Genomic DNA, 23,678 nt, shown 5'->3' with positions numbered 1-23,678 from the left:
TCGCTTCGATTTTGGGAGAAAACCCGGACGCTCAGGATGCTACCGGGCGGCCCGCAGCCATTTTCTCCACCGCGCCCATTACCAGGTCGATGCCGAAGGAGTAGTACCGCTCGAGGTCCGGCAGGGACCGGTAGCTGTCGGCGAGGCGGACCATGTGCGGGAACTGCTGCGGGGGCAGGCCCTCGAGGTGCAGCCGCTGCCGCCGGAGCCAGTCGTCGACCTGGTCCGGGGGCACCGCCAGGGGGCAGCCGGGCTGGGCCTGCACCAGGCCGATCGCCGCGTGCAGCAGGTAGGAGGCCACCCAGTACGCCTCCTCGAGGGTGAACCCGGCCCGCTCCAGCAGCCCGAGCGCGTCGTCGGTGGCCCGCGTGAAGCCCTCGACCTGCTGCTTGTCGGCCGCGTGCAGCAGGTCGGGCAGGCACGGGTGGGCCCGCATGGCGCGCACGAGCGCCTCGACCATCGCGCGCAGCTGGTCCGGCCAGGGGTCGGTGGCGTGGCGGTCGGCGCGCACCTCGGCCAGGACGTGGTCGATCAGGCCGAGCAGCAGCTCGTCCTTGTTCTTGAAGTGCCAGTACAGCGCCATCGGGGTGACGCCGAGCTCCTGGGCGAGCCGGCGGATGGTGATGGCCTCGAGCCCGTCGGTGTCGCCGATGCGCAGGGCGCGCTCGGCCACAGCGGACTTCGTGAGGCGCTCGGCGGACTTCGTGAGGCGCTCGGCGGAGGTCTTGGGCGGCACTTGACAACTGTACAACGTATGGGTTCTCCTCTACAACGTACATGTACGACGTACAGGTACACCGTATAGGGGGAGCACATCACCATGAGAAATCGCTGGCTGGCCCTGGTCGCCGTGGCCCTGGGCACCTTCATGACCTACCTGGACAACAACGTCGTCAACGTGGCGCTCCCGTCGATCCAGCGCGACCTGCACCTGAGCATCTCGGGGCTGGAGTGGATCGCGAGCGCGTACATCCTGGTCTTCGCCGGCCTGCTGCTGGTCGGCGGGCGCGTCGCCGACGTGTTCGGCATGCGCGGCATGTTCTTCATCGGCCTGGGCGTCTTCACGGCCGCCTCCGTCGCCGCGGGCCTGGCCGGCAGCCAGGAGGTCCTGATCGGGGCCCGGGCCCTGCAGGGCGTCGGCGCGGCCCTGCTGACCCCGACAGCCCTGGCCCTGCTCACCGAGCTGTTCCCGGACCCGAAGGAGCGTGGGGCGGCGGTCGGCATCTGGGGCGGCGTGGGCGCCCTGGCCCTCGCGATCGGGCCGATGACCGGCGGCTTCCTCAGCCAGCACGCCTCCTGGGGCTGGATCTTCCTCATCAACGCCCCGATCGGCGTGGCCACGGCCGTGCTCGGCGCGCTGACGCTGCCCGCGGGCCGGCGCAGCACCGACCGCAGCCTCGACCTGCCGGGCCTGGCCACGAGCGCCCTGGCGCTGTTCGCGCTGACCTACGCGCTCATCGAGGGCGAGTCGAAGGGCTGGGCCTCCGGCACCATCCTCGGCGCGTTCGCGCTGGCCGCGTTCGCCGCGATCGGGTTCGTCGTGATCGAGCTGCGCACCGAGCACCCGATGGTCGACCTCAAGTTCTTCCGGATGCGGGTCTTCAGCGGCGGCCTCGCCACCATGGGCCTCTGGGCGTTCGGCGTCTTCGGCATCTACTTCTTCACCGCGATCTTCCTGCAGAACGTGCTCGGGTTCTCCCCGACCGAGGCCGGCTCGGCGTTCGTCCCGATGGCGCTCGTCATGGCGGTCATGGCCACCGTCGCGCCCCGGCTCGAGGCGCGCTTCGGCGCCGGGCCCACGGTCGCGGCCGGCATGGCGCTGATGGCGGCCGGGGTCGGCGCGCTCGCGACCGTCGGCGAGGGCGCCGGGTACACCGACCTGCTCCCCTGGTTCCTGGTGTTCGGCCTCGGCGGCGGCCTGCTGGTCCCGCTCAACAACGTGATCCTGGGCGCGCTGCCCCAGGGCCGGGCCGGGATCGCCTCGGGCATGCTCAACGTGTCGCGCGAGGTCTTCGGCCTGCTCGGCATCACGATCCTCGGCGCGATCCTGTCCAACCGGCAGGGCGCGGCCAGCGGCGAGCCGCTGCACCGGTTCCTGGCCGGCTACCAGTTCTCGCTGGTCGTGGCCGCCGCGCTGGTCGCCGCCGGGGTGCCGATCGCGCTGGTGATGCTGCGGCGGATCACGACTCCGCGGACGCCGGCGGCCGTGGCCCCGGAGCCGGAGCTCCAGCCCGTCTGAGCGAGGCCGGAGGAGCATCCAGGGCGCAGTGCCGCCAGGGGTGCTCCTCCGGCGGCCGCGGCTCGGCCCGGGGGTTGCGGATGCTCACCGCGGCCAGGCCGCCGGCGAGCACGCACAGCGCCGCGCAGATCAGCACGGCCCGGTGGAAGCCCGCGGACAGCAGGTCGGGCGAGGCGTAGGCGGCCGCGGTGATGCCCGCGGCCGCCGGGAGCACCGCGACGGCGACGAGTCCGGCCGCCCGGGCGACGTCGTTGTTCACCGCCGAGGCCATCCCGGCGTGGGTGGCCGGCGCCGAGGACAGCGCCGTGGAGGTCAGCGGGGCGACGGTGATGGACAGACCCAGACCCAGCACCAGTACCGCCGGCAGCACCTCGGTCAGGTACGAGCCCCCGGCGTCGATGCGGGCGTACAGCGCCATCCCGGCCCCGGCGACGACCGGCCCGAGGCTCATCTGCAGCCGCGGCCCGATCCGCGCGGCGAGGGCGCCCGAGCGCGAGGACAGCAGCAGCATCACGACCGTCAGCGGCAGCAGGGAGACGCCGGCCTCCAGCGGGGAGTACCCGGCGACCTGCTGCAGCTGGATCGGCAGCAGGAACAGGGCGCCGCCGAGCGCGCCGTAGAGGATGAACGTGACCACGTTGGTCGCGGTGAACTGGGCGGAGCGGAACAGCCCGAGCGGCAGCATCGGGTGCTCGAGCCGGGCCTGGCGCCAGAGGAACCCGGCCACGAGCAGGGCCCCGGCGGCCAGGGCGGCGAGGACGGGCGCGCTGGTCCAGCCGAGGGCCTGGCCCTCGATGAGCCCGTAGGTGACGCCGATGAGCCCTGCGGTGATCAGCGCCCCGGAGACCAGGTCGACCCGGCCGCTCGCCTCCTCGTCGCGGGACTCGGGGACGTGGCGCCAGGTGAGGTACACCACCGCCGCCGCGATCGGCACGTTGATCGCGAAGATGAGCCGCCACGACGAGGAGCCGAGGCCGACGAGCCAGCCGCCGAGGAAGGGCCCGATCGCCGTGGCCACGCCGCCGAGCCCCGACCACGCGCCGATCGCCCGGCTGCGGTCCTCGGGCCGGAACGACGCCTGCAGGATCGCGAGGCTGCCCGGCGTGAGCAGGGCCGCGCCGACGCCCTGCAGCGCCCGGGCGGCGACGAGCGTCCACCCGTCCGGCGCGATCCCGCAGAGCACGGACGCGGCCGCGAACCACACCACGCCGAAGGTGAAGACCCGCCGCCGGCCGTACCGGTCGCCGAGCGCGCCCGCGAGCAGCAGCAGCCCGGCCAGGGTCAGCGTGTAGGCGGTGACGACCCACTGCAGCACCTGCAGGCCGGTGTCGAAGGAGCGTCCGATCGCGGGCAGGGCGATGCCGACGACGGTCGCGTCGATCGAGGCGATGCCGGAGCCGAGGATGGTGGCGGTGAGCACCCAGCGGCCGGTGGCACTGCCGAAGGAGAGGCGCTCGTCCGCGGTGGTGGTCATGCGCCCAACCTAGACCGTCCCGCCCGGTGCGGTCTTGCCACCGCGGAGGCCGGGATGTCTGGCGGGAGCAACGGTCCGCAGCTGACGCGGGCCCGAGCCATCTTCAATGCCTGAGGCCCTTGACCCTCACCTTGAACGACATGGCGGGGCCCGGCGTCGGGGCGGTCTTCGTCGCCAGGGTGTAGTCCGGCGACTCGAGCTCCAGGTCGAGGCGGTGGAACAGCCGGGCCATCGACAGGGCCATCTGGACGTCGGCGAAGCTCTTGCCGAGGCAGGTGTGGGGGCCGCGGCCGTACGGCGAGTACGCCCCCGGCCGCAGGTGCTCGGCCCGCGGCTTCTCGTAGCGGGTGATGTCGAACGTGTGCGGGTCCCGGAAGTACTCCTCCATGAAGTGCGGGACGGTGGTGCCGATGTACACCGTCTCGCCCTCCTTGACGGTGTGCCCGGCGAAGGAGAAGTCGCGGGTCGCGGTGCGGATCAGGGTGACCGCGACCGGATACATCCGCATGGTCTCCATCAGCGCGTACCGCGTCGCGGGCAGCCGCCGCACGTCCTCGTCGGCGATCGGGCCGCCGGCGAACAGGGCGTCGGCCTCGGCCTGGATGCACGCGAGGACGTCGGGGTGCTTGAGCACCGCGTAGACGAACGCCGCCGTCGTGTTGGCCACGGTGTCCAGGCCGGCCACGTAGGGCCCGGTGAGCGTGAGCACCAGGTCCTCGGCCGGCACCAGGTGGGGCCGGTTCAGGTGGGCGTCCATGAGGTCCTCGACGAGGTTGCGCTCGCCCTCGGGGGTCTGGCCGTGGCGCGCCTTGAGGTCGGCCGCCATCTGCTCGCCGAGCTCGAAGACCCGCGCCTTCGCCTTGCGGTACCTCGGGTTGCGCAGCAGGATGCGCGGGCGCTGGCGGGTGACGAGGACGTTGAGCACGTAGAGCGTCAGCAGCCGGATGTCGGGCACGTACTCGCGCGGCGCGGCCCCGGTGAGCAGCTCGCCGAGCTGCTCGGTGACGAGGTACTGCATGCCCTGCACGACGGGCACGGTCGTGCCCGGGCGCCAGTCGCGCTCGAGCACCCGGTCGGTGATGTCGAGCAGCTCGGGGCCGCGGCCCTTGATGGCGTCGCGGGAGTAGCCGCGGCGCATGAGCTCGCGCAGCTCCTTGTGGCTCTCCCCGTCCTCGCCGGTGATGGTCCGGGTGGCGCCGTACTCGTCGATCATCCCCTGCCAGAACTCCCGGGAGCGCAGGCACTCGCGGCCCTCGCGGGAGTTCATGAACTCGGCGGCCTCGGCGCCGGCGAGGACGGTGCAGGACTTGCCGAGCAGCTTCATCCGGAAGACCGGGCCGTGCTCGCGGTACGCCTTCACGAGGAAGGCCGCGGGGTCCTTGCCCATCTCGAGGGCGCTGCCGAGGATGGGCACGCCCTTCACCGTCGGCGTCGGCTTGACCGGCGCCTCCTCCGCGATCGTCATTTGATCGAGGGTATCGAATACGACTGCGTTTCGATGCCCTGGACGTTACTGATCCGTGACGAACGACTACCTGTTATGGTCGGCCTGCGGGCCGAGAGGCGCTGCGACGGGTGCCGTGCATCCGCCACGCTCGGACCGCCCCGCGGACACGAAGGGCGCCTCCGACGCGGAGGGCACATCCCCATGCGCGACCTCACCGAGTTCGTGGCCGGCCTGCCCAAGGTCGAGCTCCACGTGCACCACGTCGGCTCCGCCGCCCCGGCCACGGTGGCCCGCCTGGCCGAGCGCCACGCCGGCAGCACCCCCGTCCCCGCCGACGCGCAGCTGCTGGCCGAATACTTCACGTTCACCGACTTCGCCCACTTCATCGAGATCTACCTGTCGGTCGTCGATCTCATCCGCGACGCCGAGGACGTGGCGACGCTGACGTACGACATCGGCGTGAACCTGGCCGCGCAGAACGTCCGCTACGCCGAGCTGACCCTGACGCCGTACTCGTCGATCACCCGTGGCATCCCGGCCGAGGCGTTCTGCGAGGCGGTCGAGGACGCCCGCGCCCGCGTGGCCCGCGACCACGGCACGGAGCTGCGCTGGTGCTTCGACATCCCGGGCGAGGCCGGCATCCCCTCGGCCGACGTGACCCTGGAGACGGCGCTCAAGCACCGCCCGGACGGCCTGGTCAGCTTCGGCCTGGGCGGGCCCGAGCGCGGCGTGCCCCGCGAGTGGTTCGCGCCGCACTTCGCGCAGGCCCGCGCGGCCGGCCTGCGCAGCGTCCCGCACGCCGGCGAGTCGACGGGCCCCGAGACGATCTGGGACGCCCTGCGCCACCTCGACGCCGAGCGCATCGGCCACGGCATCGCCGCCGCGTCGGACCCCGCGCTCATGGCGCACCTGCGGGACAACGACATCCCGCTCGAGGTCTGCCCGACGTCGAACGCGTGCACCCGCTCGGTGCCGTCCCTCGCGGAGCACCCGCTGCCGGCCCTGGTGGCGGCGGGCGTGCCGGTGACCATCAACTCCGACGACCCGCCGATGTTCTCGACCACGCTCAACCAGGAGTACCTCGTCGCGGCGTCCCTGCTGGGGCTGGACGCCGGCGGTGTCGCGGACCTGGCGCGGCAGGGGGTTCGGTACTCGTTCCTCGACGACGCGCGCAAGGCCGCCCTGATCGCGGAGATCGACGCCTACACCGAGGCGTTCCAGGCGTAGGCGCGCACTCCCCCGGGCCGTCACCCGCGGCGGCGGCCCGGGCGGGTCAGTGCTTGCAGGCGGCGCAGGTGCCGAAGATCTCCAGCGTGTGGCTCACGTCGGTGAAGCCGTGCTCCTCGCCGACGCGGTCCGCCCAGCGCTCCACGGCCGGGCCCAGCACCTCCACCGTGCGGCCGCAGCCGCGGCAGACGAGGTGGTGGTGATGGCGATCACTGCAACGACGGTAACGCGTGTCACTGCCCGGGACCTGCATCACATCGATCTCGTTGGTCTCGGCGAGCAGCTGCAGGGTGCGGTAGACGGTCGTGAGGCCCACGTTCGCGCCGCGCTCGCGCAGCATCACGTGCAGCTCCTGGGCGCTGTAGAAGCCGTCGACGTCGCCGAGCAGCGTCATCACGGCGTCGCGCTGCTTCGTGTTGCGACGGACCGGGTGCGCGTCCAAGTCGTGGGCATGGTCGTTCACCCGTAGAGCTTAGCGTAGCCTTAGTGAGTTGAACCTCCCCCGGTTCGGGGGTCCGATCTGCGTTGCGCCAGCGGCGTAAGCAGGGGATCTCGATCGCGGCTCGCAACACGGGCCGCGTAGGCTGACGCCGAAACCAAACACTTGTACGTGTGATTCGCACACGGTGGGGGGAGCAAGGACGTGGCTCAACCGGAAGCAGCCGCAGCCTCGGGTGGAGGCGCGACGGCAGCGCCTGACAAACTCGACGCCGCCGTATTCAAGATCGCGGGCGTGGTCGTGCTCGGCGCGATCATGTCGATCCTCGACGTAACGGTCGTCAGCGTGGCGATCCCGACGTTCATGGACAAGTTCGACGCCACCTACGCGCGCGTCGCCTGGACGATGACCGGCTACACGCTGGCCCTCGCCACCGTGATCCCGCTGTCCGGCTGGGCCGCGGACCGGTTCGGCACCAAACGGCTCTACATGCTGGCGCTGTTCCTGTTCACGGTCGGCTCCGGGCTGTGCGCCACGGCCGGCTCGATCGACCAGCTGATCGGCTACCGCGTGGTGCAGGGCCTCGGCGGCGGCATGCTGATGCCGATCGGCATGACGATCATGACGCGGGCGGCCGGCCCGCAGCGCATCGGCCGGCTCATGGCCGTGCTCGGCATCCCGATGCTGCTCGGCCCGATCGGCGGCCCGATCCTCGGCGGCTGGCTCATCGACGTGGCGAGCTGGCACTGGATCTTCCTGATCAACCTGCCGATCGGTGTCATCGCGCTCATCTACGCGCAGTTCGCGCTGCCGAAGGACCACACCGAGCCGTCGGAGTCCTTCGACTTCCTCGGCATGCTGATGCTCTCCCCCGGCCTGGCGCTGTTCCTGTTCGGCGTGTCGTCGCTGCCCGAGACCGGGACGATGAGCGCGACCAAGGTCTGGCTGCCGATGCTCATCGGCGGCCTGCTGGTGATCGGGTTCGTCTTCTACTCGTTCAAGCCCAAGCACCCGCTGCTGGACCTGCGGCTCTTCCGCAACCGCAACCTGGCGTTCGCGTCGCTCTCGCTGTTCGTCTTCATCATCGCGTTCATGGGCGCCGGCCTGCTCTTCCCGAGCTACTGGCTGCAGGTGCGCGGCGAGTCGACGCTGGACGCGGGCCTGCTCATGGCCCCGCAGGGCATCGGCGCGATGCTGACCATGCCGATCGCCGGCATGCTCGCCGACCGGATTCCGGTCGGGCGGACGGTGCCGTTCGCGATGGCCCTCATCGCCATCGGGTTCTTCTCGTTCACGCAGGTCGGGCCGGACACGTCGTTCCTGCTGCTGGAGGGCTCGCTGTTCGTGATGGGCCTGGGCATGGGCGGCACGATGATGCCGATCATGACCTCCGCGCTCAAGACGCTGACCGGCCATGAGGTCGCCCGCGGCTCGACGCTGGTGAACATCCTGCAGCAGATCGGCGGCTCGGTCGGCGGCGCGATCATGTCGGTGATCCTGACCAGCAAGACCGGCGACGCCCCGGCGGTCCCCGGCGCGACCAACCCGCAGACCGGCGGGCCGCTGAAGATCACCGACCTGGCGGTCGCCTCGCACCACGACCCGACGCTCGCGGAGAAGCTCGGCCCGGGCGGCCCGGGCCTGATCGACCAGGGCCTGCACTACCTCGCGGACTCGTTCGCCTCGACGTACTGGGTGGGCTTCATCCTGGTGCTGTGCACGTTCATCCCGATCGCCTTCCTGCCGCGCAAGAAGGAGGTCTCGCACCTGCTGGACGACCAGCCCGCGGGTGCGCCGGCGGTGATGATCCACTAGGCGGCGACGCCACCGAAAGAGCTGTGAGGCCCGCGGGCCTCACAGCTCTTGTGTGTAGTACACCCGGTGAAAGCCGGCCTCGGTCGCGCGGCGGGTCTCGCGATAGCCGCGGCGGGGGTAGTAGGCGAGGTTCTCGTGCATCGCCGCGTTGGTGTAGAGCCGGACCTCGGGGAGGCCGAGCGCGCGGGCGCGCTCCTCGGCGAAGCGCAGCAGGGCGGCGCCGACCCCGCGGCCCCGCGCCGCCGGGTGCACGGCGACCGTGTCGAGCAGCAGGTGATCGGGCATCGGCACGAGCACCAGGACCCCGACGGGGTCCGGGGCGCCCCCGAGCCAGACGTGGCCGGCCGCGATCAGCGCCGGGTAGTCGGCCGTCATCGGCGCCGGCGGGCGGCCGATCCGCGGGACGTAGCCGGCGAACGCGGCCGCCACGACGGCCTCGGCGATCGCCGCGTCGGCCGCCGTGGCGCGGACGACCGCCGTCACGCCGCCGGGACCTCCGCGAGGGAGGCGAACACGGCCTTGCCCTCGGCCCGGGCCTGCGCGACCATCTCGTCCGCGCCCGCCGAGGGGCCGCCGATGCGCAGCACCGCGTCGCAGCGCGCCAGCAGCCGCGCCGAGATCGGGTGGAAGATCTCGTCGAACACCGCGTCGCCCACGGCCGCCGACCCGGCCCGCTCGATGAGCGGCAGCGCGAGGGCCTCGCCGGTGACCGGCAGGTGCCCGGCCCGGAAGAGCGTGACGGCGGCGTCGTGCATCGTGTCGACGTTGGCGCGCAGCTTGGCCGGGTCGTCGCCGGTGCCGGAGCGGTAGGGGCCGGCCACGAGAATCATCATGCGGGAACTCCTTCGATGAGCACGCCGGCGTCGCGCACGGCGGCGAGGGTTTCGTCGGACGGGTCGGCGTCGGTCACGAGCACGTCCGCCGCGTCGAGGGGGCCGACGCGCGCGAAGGCCTGGACGCCGAGCTTGGTCGCGTCGGCCACGACGATCGTGCGGCCCGCCCGGCGCAGGGCGGCCCGCTTCACCGCGGCGTCGTCGAGGTCGAACTCGGACCAGCCCAGGTCGCGGTGCACGGCCCCGATGGACATGACGAACGTGTCGAAGCGCAGCTGCTCCAGGGCGGCGAGCGCCAGCGGCCCGACGAGGCTGCGCTCCCCCGCCCGGGACTCGCCACCGATGACGAGCAGCCGGATCCCCGGCTGATCCGCCAGCCGTACCGCCGCCTGCAGGCTCAGCACCGCCACCGTCAGCGGCGCCCGGGCGGGCAGGTGCGCGGCCAGCTCGGCGGTGGTCGTGCCGGCGTCGAGCAGCACGGTGCCGCCCGGCTCGATCAGCGCGGCCGCGGCCCGCCCGAGCCGCGACTTGGCCGCGGCCGACCAGCGCTCGCGGACCTCGAACCCGGCCGACTCGGCCGGCACGTCGAGCGCGACGGCGCCGCCGCGGACCCGGCGGACGAGGCCCTGCTCCTGCAGCTGGTCGAGGTCGCGGCGCACGGTCATCTCGGAGACGCCCAGGCGCTCGGCCAGCTCGCCGAGGGTCAGGCGGCCGCTGCCGCGCACCAGGCGCAGGGTCAGGTCAAGGCGATCCGGCACAGGCACGCGCCGAATCTAACAGCGATCTCTCAAATCTCACAAGCGAGTGTCGGATGAACTCACAAAGCTAACGGCGGCTGGCGAGCGCGGGCGGCTGGACCGGCGGCGCGTCCGGGATCTTCGGCCCCCGGCGCAGGGTGGCGTACGCGAGCAGGCCGAGCGGGATGATGATCCAGCAGGAGAGCAGGCGGTACACGAGCATCGCGGCCGCCGCGGGCCCGTGCCCGGCGCCGGCGGAGACGAGCCCGGCCAGCAGCGCGACCTCGACCACGCCGATGCCGCCCGGGCTCAGCGGCACCTGGCGGACGAGCTGCACCGTGAGGTACACCGTCGCCAGCCGCACCAGGCTCACGTCGATGTCGAACGCGGCGGCGGTCGCGGCCAGGCAGGCGAAGTCGAGACCCCAGTTGACGGTCGCGTGGACCAGGGACAGCACCCAGGAGCGGCGCGGCAACCGGCGCAGGTCGTCCCAGGTGCGCCGCACCGAGGCCTTCGAGCGGGCCACCCAGCCGCCGGCGCGGGCGGGCTCCTCGTCGTCGGCGAGCACCGGCGGCGGCACCGGGCGGCGCGGCGAGATCAGGAAGTCGAGCCCGAACACCATGCCGGCGATGACCAGCATCGCGATGACCAGCACGAGCGTGTCGGTGTTGCCGGTGGCGCCGCCGCGCGGGATGAGCACGACCGCGCCGTACATGAGGATGAGCGCCACCCCGGACAGCACGCCGGAGAGCACCGCGACCGCGCCGGCCGTGCGCCGGGTGGCGCCCGCCGTGCGGAACTGACGGAACGCGAAGCCGGCCGACACCGCCGAGCCGGCGGGCAGGCTGAACGAGATCGCCGAGCGCGTGAAGGTGACGGCGATGGCCCGAGGTACCGACATCCGCACCCCGAACCCGGCGAGCAGCCGCCGCTGCTGCAGCGCGAAGTGCCGCAGCGAGGTCATCTCCGCGGCGGCGGCGAGCACCAGCCACCACGGGCCGGCGGAGCGCAGCACGTCGAGGGTCTGGCCGAAATCGGGCAGGTTCTTGCGCAGCGTGAACACCGCCACCGCGAGCACCAGCAGCAGGCCGGTGACACGCAGCGCGGTCCTGCGTCGCTTGCCCACGAGATCACGATCCCACCGGGAGGTAGCAAAACGGCGAAGATCCTCAGTTCCGTCACAGTTGCGCGCGTCACCTTCCGGGGCGTGGCCGCCGGCCATGCGACGGTGGTAGACGGCCGTGCCGATCGTGCCGAGGACGGCGAAGCCGAGGGCGCCGCCGAGTTCACTGCCGGTTTCCTCACACCGGATCGTCCGGCCCGCATCGGCCGGACCGGCGGGCTCTCACCGCCGCACCCTGGAATCGCACCAGGCCCGCACGGCAACACCGGCCGGCACCCGCGATCAAGGTGCGCGTGAACAGCCCGCCGGCCCGGCGCGGGGCCGGGCCGGCGGTGGGGTGGGTCAGGAGTCGTACGCCCGGAACTCCCACAGCGAGAAGCCGTACTGCGTGCCACGCTGCGTGCCGTGCATCCGGATGTAGCGGCCGGTGCCGGAGACGTTGAGCGTCTCCGTGCCGCCCTGTCCGACCGTCGTCGAGGAGATCGTCGTCCAGTGCTCGCCGTCCGGAGACATCTGGATCTCGTAGCCCTCGCCGTAGGCCGTCTCCCACTGCAGGACGATCCGCTTCACGGTCTTCGTTTCGCCCAGGTCGACCTGCAGCCACTCCTGGTCGGTGTACTGGCTCGACCAGCGGGTGGTGCTGTCGCCGTCGACCGCGTAGCGCGGCTCGAAGCCGCTGACCTCGACCGACGAGCTGGTGGCCGGGCGCCCCTGGGCCAGGGAGCCGACGCGGTGCAGGACCGTGTCGACCGCCTGCAACTCGGCGACGATCGCCTCCACCTCCGGCGAGCCCTCGACGTAGCGGCCCTCGGCCAGCTCCTTGGAGTGCCGGTCGTACTGCGCCTGCAGCAGGTCGGCCCGAGGCTTGAGGTAGCCGGCCACGCAGTTGGCGACGTGCTCGCCGACCTGGTCGGCCACCGGGCAGTCGACGTCGAACGGCGCGGACTGCCCGGCCTTGACGTTGGGCACGAAGCCCTCCGCGCACGGCCGCCCCGCCGAGGCGGGACTGCAGTTGCTGTAGGCGGACCCGGCGACGAGCAGCGCGTCCGTCAGCCCCGCGCGGCCCGGCATGTCGCCCAGGGTCACCTGGTCGCCGATCAGGCGCTGGTCGCCGTACAGCAGGCCGTTGAGGATCGCGTTGCCCTCCAGAGCCTTGGGGAAGGCCACCTCCGTGTACGCCTGGATGAGCGCGAGGGTCGTGGTGAGGTTCCGGTTCGCCGTGCCCAGCGCCGTCTCCTTCTGGATCTCGTCGAGCACGATCTGGTAGTACAACAGCTGCTTGCCGTACAGCGCGGACTGCGTGCGCCGGGTCGTGTCCTGCAGGACCGGCTGGTCGACGGCGACCGATCCGGACTGCTCGATCAGCGGCTTCCAGGTGCCGGCCCAGTTGTTCGCCACCTCGTCGCGGGCGGCCGTGCACTTCTGGGTCTCGGTCTTGCGGTTGAACGTGCAGATCTGGCCGACGTACTTCTTGACCGTCACCCGCCGGATGTCCTGGGCCGGCTGGTCCGGCCAGTTCATGCGGGTGACGAACGTGACCTGCGCGCTGCCCGACAGGTCCTCGAGCGGGTCGCCTTCGGTGTCGACCCACTCGGCGGTCCAGCACGTGGAGAACGCCGGCTTGACGTCGCCCGGCATGGCCAGCGCCGCGTTGTGGTAGACGTTGGGCAGCGACGCGCTGTTGGCGTTCGCGGGCGCGCTCAGCCTCGCCCCGGTGCCGCTGCAGACCGGCACCGGCGACGTCTCGGCGATCCGGATGCCCGGCGTCTGGTCCGCCGCGCCGAAGGGGCTGTAGCGCCCCTTGCCCTCGGCGGCCCGGTCACGGATGGCCAGCAGCGCCGCCGACACGTCGCCGGTGTAGCGCTTGTAGTCCGCGACCAGGGTGTTGAACACCGGGTTGGTGGCGCCGCCGGCGGCCGGGGCGCTGAGCCCCCGGGTGGCCGTCAGGTAGTCGTTCCCGGCATCGCGGATGGCTTTGGAGCGGCTGACGTCGTACTGCCGCGCGTACGCCTGGTTCTGCAGTTGCAGGGCCATGTACGCGCGGGCGCCGAGCTGGTACACGCCCGCACTCGGCGGCGCCTGGCCCAGTTGTGGCGTGCCGGCGTGGTACACGTCCCTGGCCCGCCAGTTCAGGTACCCCACCGACCCTTCCGGCCCGTAGGTCGTCAGGACGAACTTGATGTCGGCCTTCTCGCTGAAGTGGTCGGTCCATGCCGCGAACGTCGACGACCGGGCCTTCTGGGTCGCCAGCAGGTGGAAGCGGTCCTGGACGGTCTTGTAGACCTCGTACTCCGGGAACGGCGCGTGGGCAATCTGCTCGTAGTTGACGTACGTGTTGATGTTGTTGCGTTCGAGGTCCAACTGGCCGTCCTGCAGCGCGTGCGCGGTGAACAGGGCGAGCGTGTCGACCTTCGACTCGAGCCGCAGCAAGATCTGCTGGACGTCGCCGAGCTGGCCGCGGATCACGTCGATGTCGCCCTTCAGGCGATCCAACTGGGCGACGAGGTTCGTGTACACGACCGAGAGCGCCTCCTCGATCGCCTTGAAGCGCTGGTTCATCTCGTTGTGGAGGCTGGCGATGTCCGCCCGGATCACCTGCAGCTGGTCGAGGATGAGCTGGTTCGGGTTGGGGCCGGAGGCGAACAGCGGCAGCACGCTCATCACCGCGCCGATGATGTTGCCGGTGAGGGCCATCGTGGAAAGCGACGTCAGCGCCTCCCCCAAGCCCAGGCCGGCGATCGTCGGCAGGTAGTTGTTGATCGCCGTCGCGATCGCCAGCCCCGACTTGCCCAGGGTCGCGACCTGCGTGCCGAGGTTGCTGTCGGCGAAGCCGGCCAGGGTGGACAGCACCAGCACCCCGGAGCCCAGCCCGTCCAGCGTCCCCTGCCGCTGGTCGGCCGCGGCGCGCGCCCGGGTGTAGTCCTCGGACTTCGGCTGGTTGCCCGGGCCGACCGGATGCTGCGCCGACGCCTCCTTCATCTGGGCGACGACGGCGTCGTTCTTCTCGCTCAGCTTCTCCATGGCCACCTGGACCTGGCGGCGGACCTCCGCCAGGTAGGCGTCCCGGTTCTGCTGGCGCGTCCGCAGCGCGTTGACGTCGACGGCCGTGGCCAGCAGCGGGTCGGCGAGCAGCTGCTCCTGGCTCGCGTCGAGCCCCACGCCGGCCCGGCCGCCCATCATGGCGTTCCAGGCCGCGGTGAACGCCGCGTCCTGCTGGCCGAGGCGGGTCACCCGGCCCCAGGCGGCGCCCTGCACCCCGTACCACTGGGACAGGTACATGTTCGTCTGGTAGGTGCCGGTCACCTGGTTCATGGACTGCCCGATCTGCGCGAGGCTCTCGCCGACCGTGCTCTCGAGCAGCATCCTGAGCCCGGGGGTGACGATGTCGACCCCCGGGAGTGTGACCGCGGCGGCGACGAGCTTGCTCAGCGACTCGTACGTCCCGCCGCCGTAGGGGTCGGTGATCTGCTGCGCGTCGAGGGCGTCCTTGACGCGGGTCATGTGCCGGCTGATGTCCGCGGTGGTGGCGTTCGGGTTCGCCGCGCGCCAGTCCGCCGCCGCGACCGAGATCACCAGGTCCTTGAGGCCCTGCAGGCCGGTGTCATGGGTGCGCATGTGGGCGGCGAACAGCTCGTCGCGCAGCTGCTGCTCACTCCAGTTGACGGCGGCGCCGGCCCGGGCGGCCGGCGCCAGCGTGATACAGAGGGCGACCGCCAGCAGACCGGCGAACCGGTGCAGCCGCCGGAGGGTGATTCTCACGAGACCTCCTTCGCCGTCCGCGGGGGTGCGGAACGGGCCGGGACAGTCTGGGAACCGCCACTGCGAGATGACTGGAGGTGCCGGTCAGGCCATGGTCTGGTACGGCCGCAGGAGCGCGGTGACGTCCGAGCGGCCCATCAGCCGGCCCCGTCGCGCGGCGGCGTCGAGGCGCCCGGGCGCAAGTGCCGCCTCGACCGCGGCCCGGACCGCCGGGGCGTGCAGCGGGTCGGTCTGCTCGGCGGCGAAGCCGACCTCCGCGGACATGGCGTCGACCGCCGCGAGCAGCTCCGCGGCGTCCACGGCGGGCTCGCGGCCGGGCGGGGCGGCGTCCGGGGCGAGGCCGACCAGCGCGCCCGCGGTGGTGTGCGCGATCATCAGCCAGGACGTCCGGTCGCTGGAGTCCTCCAGGTGGGCCAGCACCGCCGCGCCGAGACCGGCCGCGACCCGGGGGCGTCCCCGCTGCTGCTCGATGCGGATCAGCGTCCACGCGGCGGACCAGGCGACCCACTCGTGACCGCAGCGCATTGCGGTGCGCCAGGCGGTGTCGAGGTGCGCGACCGCCGTGTCCGCCCCCGTCACCAGGCTGCGCACCACGCCGAGCGACGACGACGCCTCCGCCCGCACCCAGTCCAGGCCGGTCGTCTCGGCCAGCCGTGCGCCCCGCTCGGCATCGGCCAGGCCCTGGCGTGGGTCGGCGCCCGACAGCACTCCGAAGTGTGCCGCGTAGCCGAGGCAGCGGGCCTCGATGACCGGGTCGCCGGCGCGCGCCGCCGTGTCGCGGGCGGCGGCCGTCAGCGCGTGGGCCTGGTGGAGGTCACCGCCCAGATAACACAGGGCGCCGAGGGCGAAGCGGGCGTGGGCGACGACCGCGGGCGGGGCGCCGTCGCGGTCGGCGGCCGCCAGGAACTCCCGCAGCACCGCGGTGCCCTCGCCGATCGCTCCCCACCGGTACCAGAACCACATCAGCGCCGCCGCCAGGCGCAGCCCGGACTCGCCGTCGCCCGCGGCCCGCGCCGAGGCGACGGCGGCGCGGAGGTTGTCGCGCTCCTGCTCCAGCCGGGCACCCCAGTAGCCGGCGCCGCCCGCGACCATCGCGCGGTCGGCCTCCTGCGCCAGCCCCACCATCCACCCCAGGTGCGCCCGCCCGGCCGCGTCCCGCTCCGCGGGGCCCTGCTGCTCGCGGGCGAACTGCCGGACCGTCTCCAGCAGCCGGTACCGCTCGCCCGGTCCGCGCACCACGAACGAGCGCTCCACCAGGTCGGCGATCCGCTCGGCCGGGCCGCTCTCGCCGGCCGGGTCGAGCCGGGCGATCAGCTCGTCCGCCGCGTCCAGGGTGAACCCGCCGGCGAACACGCTGATCGCCCGCAGCAGCCGCTGCTCCGCCGGTTCCAGCAGCGAGTACCCCCACTGCAGGGCGGCCGAGAGCGAACGGTGCCGCGCCGGGCCGCCCCGCCGGCCGTCGGCCAGCAGGCTCAGCCAGCCGGCCGCTCCCCCGCCCGGCGGGGCGGTCAGGGCGTCGGCCAGGCGGTCCAGGGGCAACACGCGCGAGCGCGCCGCGGCGATCTCCACGGCCAGCGGAAGCCCGTCCACGGCCGCGCAGATCCGCCGGATCGCCCGCTCGTCGGCGGGGCCGGCCGACCAGCCGGGCCGGGCCGATCGCGCGCGCCGGACGAACAGCTCGGCGGCGTCGCCGGCGGGTAGCGGGGCGAGCTCCACGAGCGTCTCGCCGGGCGCCCGCAGCGGCTGGCGGGCCGTGGCGAGCACCCGCACGCCCGGGCAGAACTGCAGCAGGGTCGTCACCACCTCGGCGGCCTCGTCCGCCAGATGCTCGCAGTTGTCCACCACGAGCAGCGTCTCCCAGGCCCGCAGCACGTTCGTCAGCTGCCCGGCGTCCTCGACGCCGACGAGGCCGAGCGCCCGCGCGACCGTCGCGGCCACCAGGCTCGCGTCGCGCACGGGAGCGAGCTCGACCAGCCAGGCCCCGGCCGGCGGCCGGGGCGCCGAGCGGGCCACCTCCAGCGCCAGGCGGGTCTTGCCCACACCGCCCGGGCCGACCAGGGTGACCAGCCGGTGCCCGGCGAGCAGCGCTGCGACGGCGGCGACCTCCCGCCGCCGGCCGACCAGCCCGTCCAGCGCCGCCGGGAGCCGCCCGGGCGGCGACACCGCCGGCGGCTCGGCCGCGGCCGGCCCGGCGGCCTGCGGACCGCTCAGCGCCGGCGCCTGGACCAGGATCCGGGCCTCCAACCGGCGCAACCGGTCGCCGGGATCGACGCCGAGCTCCTCGGCGAGCCGACGGCGCGCCGCCCGGAGGGTGCCCAGCGCGTCACCCTGCCGCCCGGCCCGGTACTGGGCGAGCGCCAGCAGCTCCCACAGCCGCTCGTCCAGGGGCGACTCCTCGATGAGGGCCGCGAGCGGCGCGATCGCCCCGGCGTGCTCGCCCAGGCCGATCGCGGCGGCCTGCCGGTCCACGTTCATGGTGGCGCGGGTCCGCTCCAGCCGGGCGGCGTGCGTGACGAGGAGCGGGGCCTCGGGCACGTCCTCGTACGGCCGGCCGCGCCACAGCGGCAGCGCCGCGTCCAGCAGGGCCGCCGCCGCGGCCGGCCGGTGCGCCACCAGGGCCGAGTGGGCGGCGGAAGCCGCCCGTTCGAACCGGTCCGCGTCCACGCTCGCGTAGGGCAGCCGCAGCGCGTAGCCAGACCCGTCGAGCACCACGCGCCGGGCCGTCGCCCGGGCCGCCCGCCCGGGCTCGAGCATCCGTCGCAGCCCGGCGATGTAGCCCTGCAGGGTGTTGCCGGCGCGGCCCGGCGGCCCGTCCGGCCAGACCTGATCGATCAGCGTGTCGACCGGGACGGCCCGGCCACCGGCGCAGAGCAGCAGCGCCAGCACCGTGCGCGGCCGCGGCCCGCCCACCCGGACCTCACGGCCACCTATCCGCACCCGCACCGGCCCCAGCACCGAGACCGCCACCTCGTCGAATGCGTGCGTCACAACGACCTTCCGCTCTCAGGATCGCGCGTCGACCCGGCACTGTAGGCCCGGCGGCCCATGTCGTCGTCATCCTCGCGGCGGACCAGTGCTCAGCATCGATGGGGACACACGGACCGGGTGGTGCGGCTTGGCGTGCCCGAGGCTTGCGAATGTGACAGGCTCTGATCATGACCAGGCTTTCCAAGGTCGATCTGTCGGCCGATTTCCCGCGCAACGAGGCGGAGGATCGGCTCGTCGCGGCTCAGCAGCGCCTGCTGCGGCTGCGCCTGCTGCTCGGCGGCCAGCTCGGCGAGCACAAGATCGGGCCGCCGCTGTGCATCGTCTTCGAGGGCTGGGACGCCTCCGGCAAGGGCGGGACCATCAAACGGCTCGTCGCGCCGCTCGATCCCCGCCACGTGCGCGTCGCGCAGTTCGCCGCGCCGACCTACGACGAGAAGCGGCACCACTTCCTGCAGCGGTTCTGGGCCGTCCTGCCCGGCTGGGGCGGCATGGCCGTGCTCGACCGCTCCTGGTACGGCCGGGTCCTCGTCGAGCGCGTCGAGGGCTTCGCCACCCCGAAGCAGTGGAAGCGCGCCTACGACGAGATCGTCGAGTTCGAGCGCACGCTCACCGCCGAGGGCATGATCCTCATGAAGTTCTGGATGCACGTCTCGCCCGAGGAGCAGCTGCGGCGCTTCGAGGACCGCGCGAACGACCCGCTGCGGTCGTGGAAGCTCACCGACGAGGACTGGCGCAACCGCGAGCGCCGCGCGGACTACGAGGCCGCGGTGGAGGACATGCTCGACCGGACCGACCGGCCGCGCGCCCGCTGGACCGTCGTGCCCGGCGACAGCAAGCGGTACGCGCGCGTCGCCGTGCTCGAGGCGGTCTGTCACACGATCGAGACGAAGCTGGCCAAGCGCGGCTACGACCTGGACGCCGCCGGCTGAAGGCGGTTTGAAAACCCCCGGGCCAGGTGATGAAGTCGGGATGGACGACATCACCGCGCTCATCCTGGACGACCACGCCGCCTTCCGCCGCGCATTCGCGCGCCTCGACGACGCCGAGGGCGAGGAGCAGCTGGCCGCGGTCTGGGACGCGCTCGCGCTGCACCTGGAGATCCACGCCGAGGCCGAGGAGCGGATCCTCTACCCGCACCTGCTGCGCCAGCACACCGACGAGGCCGAGGAGGAGACCGACGACGCGATCCGCGACCACAACAAGATCCGCGACGCGATCGACGCGGCCAAGGAGCACAAGGTCGGCTCCGACGCCTGGTGGAAGGCGGTCTGGGACGCGCGCAAGGAGAACAGCGAGCACCTCACCGAGGAGGAGGACGAGGTGCTGCCCGACTTCCGCAAGCACGCGGGGATGCGGCTGCGCGTCGAGCTGGGTGAGCAGTGGCTGACCTTCTACGGCGAGCACCCGAGCGGCAAGGGTCTCACGTTCACCGACAAGGACCCGAAGCGGTACATCCAGGAACACAGTTGAGGCAACGGGGCATGATGACCCGGTGAAGCGAGAGCGTATTCCGGACTGGTTCGCGGCCGGCCTCATGGTCGTGGCGGTTCTGTGCATCGCCGCCGCGGTCAGTGTGGCGCTCGGCGCCCGGGTGCATCCGGTGCGCGCCAGCATCGACGCGCTGCTGCTGCCCGCCCCGGCCAACGTCGGCTACGCGGCATTCCTGATGACCCTCGCCGCGGGCGTGCACAACCGCAAGCGGATCGCGTTCTGGCTGCTCGTGATCATCCTGTCGGTGCAGGGGTTGTACGACCTGTTCGTGCTCTCCGACCTGGGCGAGCGCGGCGCCGAGGCCCGCGAGCTGCGGCTGCCGTTCCACGGGACGACGGCCGCGGCCGTGAACCTCGGGGTGACCGTTGTCCTGCTGGGGCTGCTGTGGCTCGGCCGGCCCCAGTTCGACGCCAAGGTCCAGCCGGCCAGCCTGCCCAAGGCCCTCGCCACGCTCGGCGTCCTGCTCGTCGCGTTCACCGCGGTCGGCTGGGGGCTGGTCGAGCTGTTCCCGGGCTCGCTCGGGCACGGGGTCCAGCGGCTGGAGTACAGCGGCCGCATCGTCCTCGGCGGCGCGTTCGGCTTCGATGTCGGGCGCCACGGCCGGGCCCCGGGCTGGGTCAACCTGGTGCTGGGCGCCTTCGGCGCGATCGCCATCTTCGCGGCCCTCTTCGCCCTGCTGCGCTCCCAGCGCATGATCGCCTCGCTGGACCCGGACGAGGAGCGCGCGGTCCGCCGGCTGCTGGCCGAGCACGGCGAGCGCGACTCGCTGGGATACTTCGCCACCCGCCGCGACAAGGAGGTCATCCTCTCGCCGTCGGGCCGCTCGGCGATCACCTACCGCGTGGTCTTCGGCGTGTCGCTGGCCAGCGGCGACCCGCTCGGCGACCCCGACTCCTGGGGGCCGGCGATCGAGGCGTGGCTGCAGGAGGCGCGCGAGTACGCCTGGACGCCCGCCGTGATGGGCGCGAGCGAGGAGGGCGCGACCGCCTACGCGCGGGGCGGCCTGCGCGTGATCGAGCTCGGCGACGAGGCCATCCTGCACGTGCGCGACTTCGACCTCGACTCCCCGCGGCTGCGCCAGGTGCGCCAGGCCGTGCACCGGGTCGAGCGGGCCGGCTACACGGTGCGCATCCGCCGGCACGCCGAGATCCCCGCCGACGAGATGGGGCGGATCATCGAGCTCGCCGCCCGCTGGCGCGACACCGAGACCGAGCGCGGCTTCTCGATGGCGCTGGGCCGCCTCGGCGACCCGAACGACGGGCGCTGCGTGCTCGTCGAGGCCCACGACGCGAGCGGGCGCGAGGTGGCGCTGCTGTCGTTCACCCCGTGGGGCGCCGGCGGGCTGTCGCTGGACCTCATGCGCCGCGACCGGCAGTCCGACAACGGGCTCATCGAGACCATGGTCGCCACGCTCATGCGGGAGGCGCCGCGCATCGGGGTGCACCGGGTGTCGCTGAACTTCGCGGTGTTCCGGGCGGTGTTCGAGGAGGGCGCCCGCATCGGGGCCGGGCCGGTGCTGCGGCTGTGGCGGGCGATGCTGCTCGTGGCGTCGCGCTGGTTCCAGCTCGAGTCGCTGTACCGCTCGAACGTGAAGTACAACCCGCAGTGGCTGCCCCGGTTCCTGTGCTTCGAGGACGTGCGCGACCTGCCGAAGGTCGGGCTCGCCTCCGGCGTCGCCGAGGGCTTCGTGGTCGTACCGTCGCTGCCGACCCTGCTGCGCCGGGGCAAGTCGTCGCCGTTCGCCGCCGACCGGCGCGATCTCGTCATCACCGACGAGGAGCTGGCCGCCGCGGCCGCCGCCGCCTCGGCCGAGCCGGACGTGCGCAAGCGGCCCGAGCAGGTGCGCATCCGCATCGCCAAGCTCGACACGCTGCGTGCGTCGGGGATCGAGCCGTACCCGCCCGGCTTCGCCCGCACCCACAGCGCGGTGCAGATCCGGGCCGCGCACCCGGACCTGGCCGCGGACACGCGCACCGGCGATCGGGTCGCGCTCGCGGGCCGGGTGATCCGCCTGCGCGACCACGGCGGGCTGTGCTTCGCGACCCTGCGGGACTGGACCGGCGACCTGCAGGTGGTGCTCACCGGCCGGCCCGAGTTCGCCGCGACCGTCGACCTCGGCGACCACGTGGGGGTCGCGGGCGAGGTCGGCACCACCAGGCGCGGCGAGCTGTCGGTCTTCGCCGACGCGTGGGAGCTGACCGCCAAGTGCCTGCAGCCGCTGCCGGACAAGCACAAGGGCATGGCCGACCCCGAGGCGATGGTCCGCCGCCGCCACGTCGACCTCATCGTGAACCCGCCCGCCCGCGACATGGTCCGCACCCGCTCCGCCGTCACGTTCGCGCTGCGCCGGGCGCTGCACGGGCACGCGTACGTCGAGGTCGAGACCCCGGTGCTGCAGCCGATCCACGGCGGGGCCAACGCCCGGCCCTTCGTCACCCACAGCAACGCCTACGACATGCGGCTCTACCTGCGCATCGCGCCGGAGCTGTACCTCAAGCGCCTCGCCGTCGGCGGCGTCGAGCGGGTCTTCGAGATCGGGCGCAACTTCCGCAACGAGGGTGTCGACGCGACCCACAACCCCGAGTTCACGATGCTGGAGGCCTACGAGGCGTACGGCGACTACACCACCATGCGCGGGCTGGTCCGCGAGCTGATCCTGGCCGCCGCGGGCGACGAGCCGGTGCTGCGGCGCGAGTTCGCGGGGCAGGAGCGGGTGGTCGACCTGCGCGACGAGTGGCCGGTGGTGCCCGTCTACACCGCGGTGTCGGAGGCGGCCGGGGCCGCGGTGACCCCGGACTCGACCGTGGCCGAGCTGCGGGAGCTGGCCGACAAGCTCTCGATCGCCTGGCTCGACGGGTGGACCCACGGGCAGCTGGTGCTGGAGCTGTACGAGCACCTGGTCGAGGGCGCGACGGTACGGCCGACGTTCTACACCGACTTCCCCGTCGACGTCTCCCCGCTGACCCGCCAGCACCGCGACGACCCGCGGCTGGCCGAGCGCTGGGACCTCGTGGCCTTCGGGATGGAGCTCGGCACGGCGTACACGGAGCTCGTCGACCCGGTCGAGCTGCGGGCCCGGCTGACCGCGCAGTCGCTGCGGGCGGCGGCCGGCGACCCGGAGGCGATGGAGCTCGACGAGGACTTCCTGGACGCGTTCGAGTTCGCGATGCCGCCCAGCGGCGGGCTGGGGCTGGGCGTGGACCGGCTCGTCATGTTGCTGACGGGGCGGACGATTCGCGAGACACTGCCGTTCCCTCTGGTAAAGCCGGGGCGCTAGAGTGGAATGAGTCCAAAGTCCTTGTTCGCGCCGGCGATGGGAACACACGCCGAATGGCCGATGAGAGCCCGACCCTGGATCTCCTCGAACGGCTGGCGGCGGCGTCCGATCGGATGACGATCGACGCCCTGTCCCGCCAGATCGGACTGCCCGAGCCGATCCTGCGCGGGCGCCTGGCGCTGCTCGTCGCGCGCGGCTGGGTCGAGGCCGACCCCGACGGCTCCTCCTACGCGATCGGCGTCGGGGCGCTGCGGCCGCTGGGGGCCTACCTCTCCGCCGACCGCACCGCCCGGCTGGCCGGGCCGATCCTGGGCCGGCTGCGCGACCAGCTCGGCGAGTCGATCCGGCTCGTGCGCCTCGACGGCGCCGCGATCGTGTGCCTGGCCGTGCGCGAGTCCGCCCACGACCTCGGCGGGCCGGTCGTCGGCCGGCGCTTCCCCGCCATCTCCGCGGCCAGCGGGCGGGCGATCCTGGCCCGGCGCGACGCCGTCGAGCTCGACGCGATCCTGGCCGCGGGCGTGCGGGCGCACACGGCGGACTCCGTGGTCGAGCGGGCCGAGCTCGACGCCGCGCTCGCCGAGTGCCGGGCGCGCGGGGTGGCGTACGAGCGCGGCGAGGTGCTCCCCGGCGTCGGGTGCATCGCCGCCGCGGTGCGCGTGGACGGGCTGCCGGTCACCGACGCGATCAGCTGCGGGGCGCCGCTGTCCCGGCTCACCCACGACCACGCCGAGGACATCGCCGCCGGGGTCCGGCGCGCGGCCGACGAGCTGGCGGCCGCCATTCTCGGGTAAAACCGGCATTTGCGGACCTTCTTCGCTTTTAGCATGGG

17 protein-coding genes are annotated in these 23,678 nt (G+C 73.0%); 7 read left to right on the top strand and 10 right to left on the bottom strand.

Annotation, left to right across the window (positions count from 1 at the left end):
* Positions 1-31: 31 nt before the first annotated feature.
* Positions 32-736, bottom strand: coding sequence for a TetR/AcrR family transcriptional regulator (locus tag AC6JBM_RS06105; protein WP_497982627.1), 705 nt, complete (start codon positions 734-736; stop codon positions 32-34).
* An 84-nt stretch (positions 737-820) separates the two neighbouring features.
* On the opposite strand from AC6JBM_RS06105, the gene AC6JBM_RS06100 reads away from it, so the two are divergent.
* A complete protein-coding gene (locus AC6JBM_RS06100) occupies positions 821-2,239 on the top strand; it encodes a DHA2 family efflux MFS transporter permease subunit (protein ID WP_497982626.1) in 1,419 nt (472 codons plus the stop codon).
* Here the strand turns inward: AC6JBM_RS06100 and AC6JBM_RS06095 are convergent.
* Positions 2,181-3,713 carry an MFS transporter gene (locus AC6JBM_RS06095; RefSeq protein ID WP_497982625.1) on the bottom strand — a complete coding sequence of 511 codons (1,533 nt, stop codon included), beginning with the start codon at positions 3,711-3,713 and terminating at the stop codon, positions 2,181-2,183. The genes AC6JBM_RS06100 and AC6JBM_RS06095 overlap by 59 nt on opposite strands.
* A gap of 103 nt (positions 3,714-3,816) precedes the next feature.
* Positions 3,817-5,178 carry a cytochrome P450 gene (locus AC6JBM_RS06090; RefSeq protein ID WP_497982624.1) on the bottom strand — a complete coding sequence of 454 codons (1,362 nt, stop codon included), beginning with the start codon at positions 5,176-5,178 and terminating at the stop codon, positions 3,817-3,819.
* Between the two features lie 183 nt (positions 5,179-5,361).
* On the opposite strand from AC6JBM_RS06090, the gene AC6JBM_RS06085 reads away from it, so the two are divergent.
* Positions 5,362-6,387, top strand: coding sequence for an adenosine deaminase (locus AC6JBM_RS06085; protein ID WP_497982623.1), 1,026 nt, complete (start codon positions 5,362-5,364; stop codon positions 6,385-6,387).
* Positions 6,388-6,433: 46 nt separating this feature from the next.
* Here AC6JBM_RS06085 and AC6JBM_RS06080 read toward each other — a convergent pair whose 3' ends face one another.
* Positions 6,434-6,850 (bottom strand): Fur family transcriptional regulator, encoded by a 417-nt coding sequence (locus AC6JBM_RS06080; protein WP_497982622.1) that lies wholly within the window; start codon positions 6,848-6,850, stop codon positions 6,434-6,436.
* 180 nt (positions 6,851-7,030) lie between these two features.
* Between AC6JBM_RS06080 and AC6JBM_RS06075 the strand changes: the two genes are divergently transcribed.
* Positions 7,031-8,641 (top strand): DHA2 family efflux MFS transporter permease subunit, encoded by a 1,611-nt coding sequence (locus AC6JBM_RS06075; protein ID WP_497982621.1) that lies wholly within the window; start codon positions 7,031-7,033, stop codon positions 8,639-8,641.
* A gap of 39 nt (positions 8,642-8,680) precedes the next feature.
* Here AC6JBM_RS06075 and AC6JBM_RS06070 read toward each other — a convergent pair whose 3' ends face one another.
* The 6 genes from AC6JBM_RS06070 to AC6JBM_RS06045 all read right to left on the bottom strand — a co-directional run bounded on the left by AC6JBM_RS06070 (position 8,681) and on the right by AC6JBM_RS06045 (position 18,081).
* Positions 8,681-9,124 (bottom strand): GNAT family N-acetyltransferase, encoded by a 444-nt coding sequence (locus AC6JBM_RS06070; protein ID WP_497982620.1) that lies wholly within the window; start codon positions 9,122-9,124, stop codon positions 8,681-8,683.
* Positions 9,121-9,474: a DUF4406 domain-containing protein gene (locus AC6JBM_RS06065; protein WP_497982619.1), complete on the bottom strand. Its 354-nt coding sequence runs from the start codon at positions 9,472-9,474 to the stop codon at positions 9,121-9,123. The genes AC6JBM_RS06070 and AC6JBM_RS06065 overlap by 4 nt, the downstream gene beginning before the upstream one ends.
* A complete protein-coding gene (locus AC6JBM_RS06060; RefSeq protein ID WP_497982618.1) occupies positions 9,471-10,238 on the bottom strand; it encodes a DeoR/GlpR family DNA-binding transcription regulator in 768 nt (255 codons plus the stop codon). The genes AC6JBM_RS06065 and AC6JBM_RS06060 overlap by 4 nt, the downstream gene beginning before the upstream one ends.
* A 61-nt stretch (positions 10,239-10,299) precedes the next feature.
* Entirely contained in the window at positions 10,300-11,337 is a 1,038-nt protein-coding gene (locus AC6JBM_RS06055; protein ID WP_497982617.1) for a lysylphosphatidylglycerol synthase transmembrane domain-containing protein, read from the bottom strand.
* A gap of 339 nt (positions 11,338-11,676) precedes the next feature.
* Entirely contained in the window at positions 11,677-15,093 is a 3,417-nt protein-coding gene (locus tag AC6JBM_RS06050; RefSeq protein WP_497982616.1) for a discoidin domain-containing protein, read from the bottom strand.
* 84 nt (positions 15,094-15,177) lie between these two features.
* Positions 15,178-18,081 (bottom strand): AfsR/SARP family transcriptional regulator, encoded by a 2,904-nt coding sequence (locus AC6JBM_RS06045; RefSeq protein ID WP_497982615.1) that lies wholly within the window; start codon positions 18,079-18,081, stop codon positions 15,178-15,180.
* Positions 18,082-18,248: 167 nt separating this feature from the next.
* Here AC6JBM_RS06045 and AC6JBM_RS06040 point away from each other — a divergent pair, with 167 nt between their 5' ends.
* Genes AC6JBM_RS06040 through AC6JBM_RS06025 form a run of 4 tightly spaced genes read left to right on the top strand, consistent with a single transcriptional unit; the run spans position 18,249 to position 23,640 of the window.
* A complete protein-coding gene (locus tag AC6JBM_RS06040) occupies positions 18,249-19,010 on the top strand; it encodes a polyphosphate kinase 2 family protein (RefSeq protein ID WP_497982614.1) in 762 nt (253 codons plus the stop codon).
* Positions 19,011-19,050: 40 nt separating this feature from the next.
* Complete coding sequence (locus AC6JBM_RS06035; protein ID WP_497982613.1) at positions 19,051-19,551, top strand: hemerythrin domain-containing protein; 501 nt, start codon at positions 19,051-19,053, stop codon at positions 19,549-19,551.
* A 22-nt stretch (positions 19,552-19,573) separates the two neighbouring features.
* Positions 19,574-22,849, top strand: coding sequence for a bifunctional lysylphosphatidylglycerol synthetase/lysine--tRNA ligase LysX (lysX, locus tag AC6JBM_RS06030; RefSeq protein WP_497982612.1), 3,276 nt, complete (start codon positions 19,574-19,576; stop codon positions 22,847-22,849).
* Positions 22,850-22,902: 53 nt separating this feature from the next.
* The gene (locus tag AC6JBM_RS06025; protein WP_497982611.1) at positions 22,903-23,640 is read left to right on the top strand and encodes an IclR family transcriptional regulator; all 738 of its coding nucleotides are present in this window, start codon (positions 22,903-22,905) and stop codon (positions 23,638-23,640) included.
* The last annotated feature ends 38 nt before the right edge of the window (positions 23,641-23,678 follow it).

The organism is Dactylosporangium thailandense, assembly GCF_059739745.1.
The sequence above is the reverse complement of the archived record's forward strand: the minus strand, read 5'-3'. Positions and strand labels throughout refer to the sequence as shown.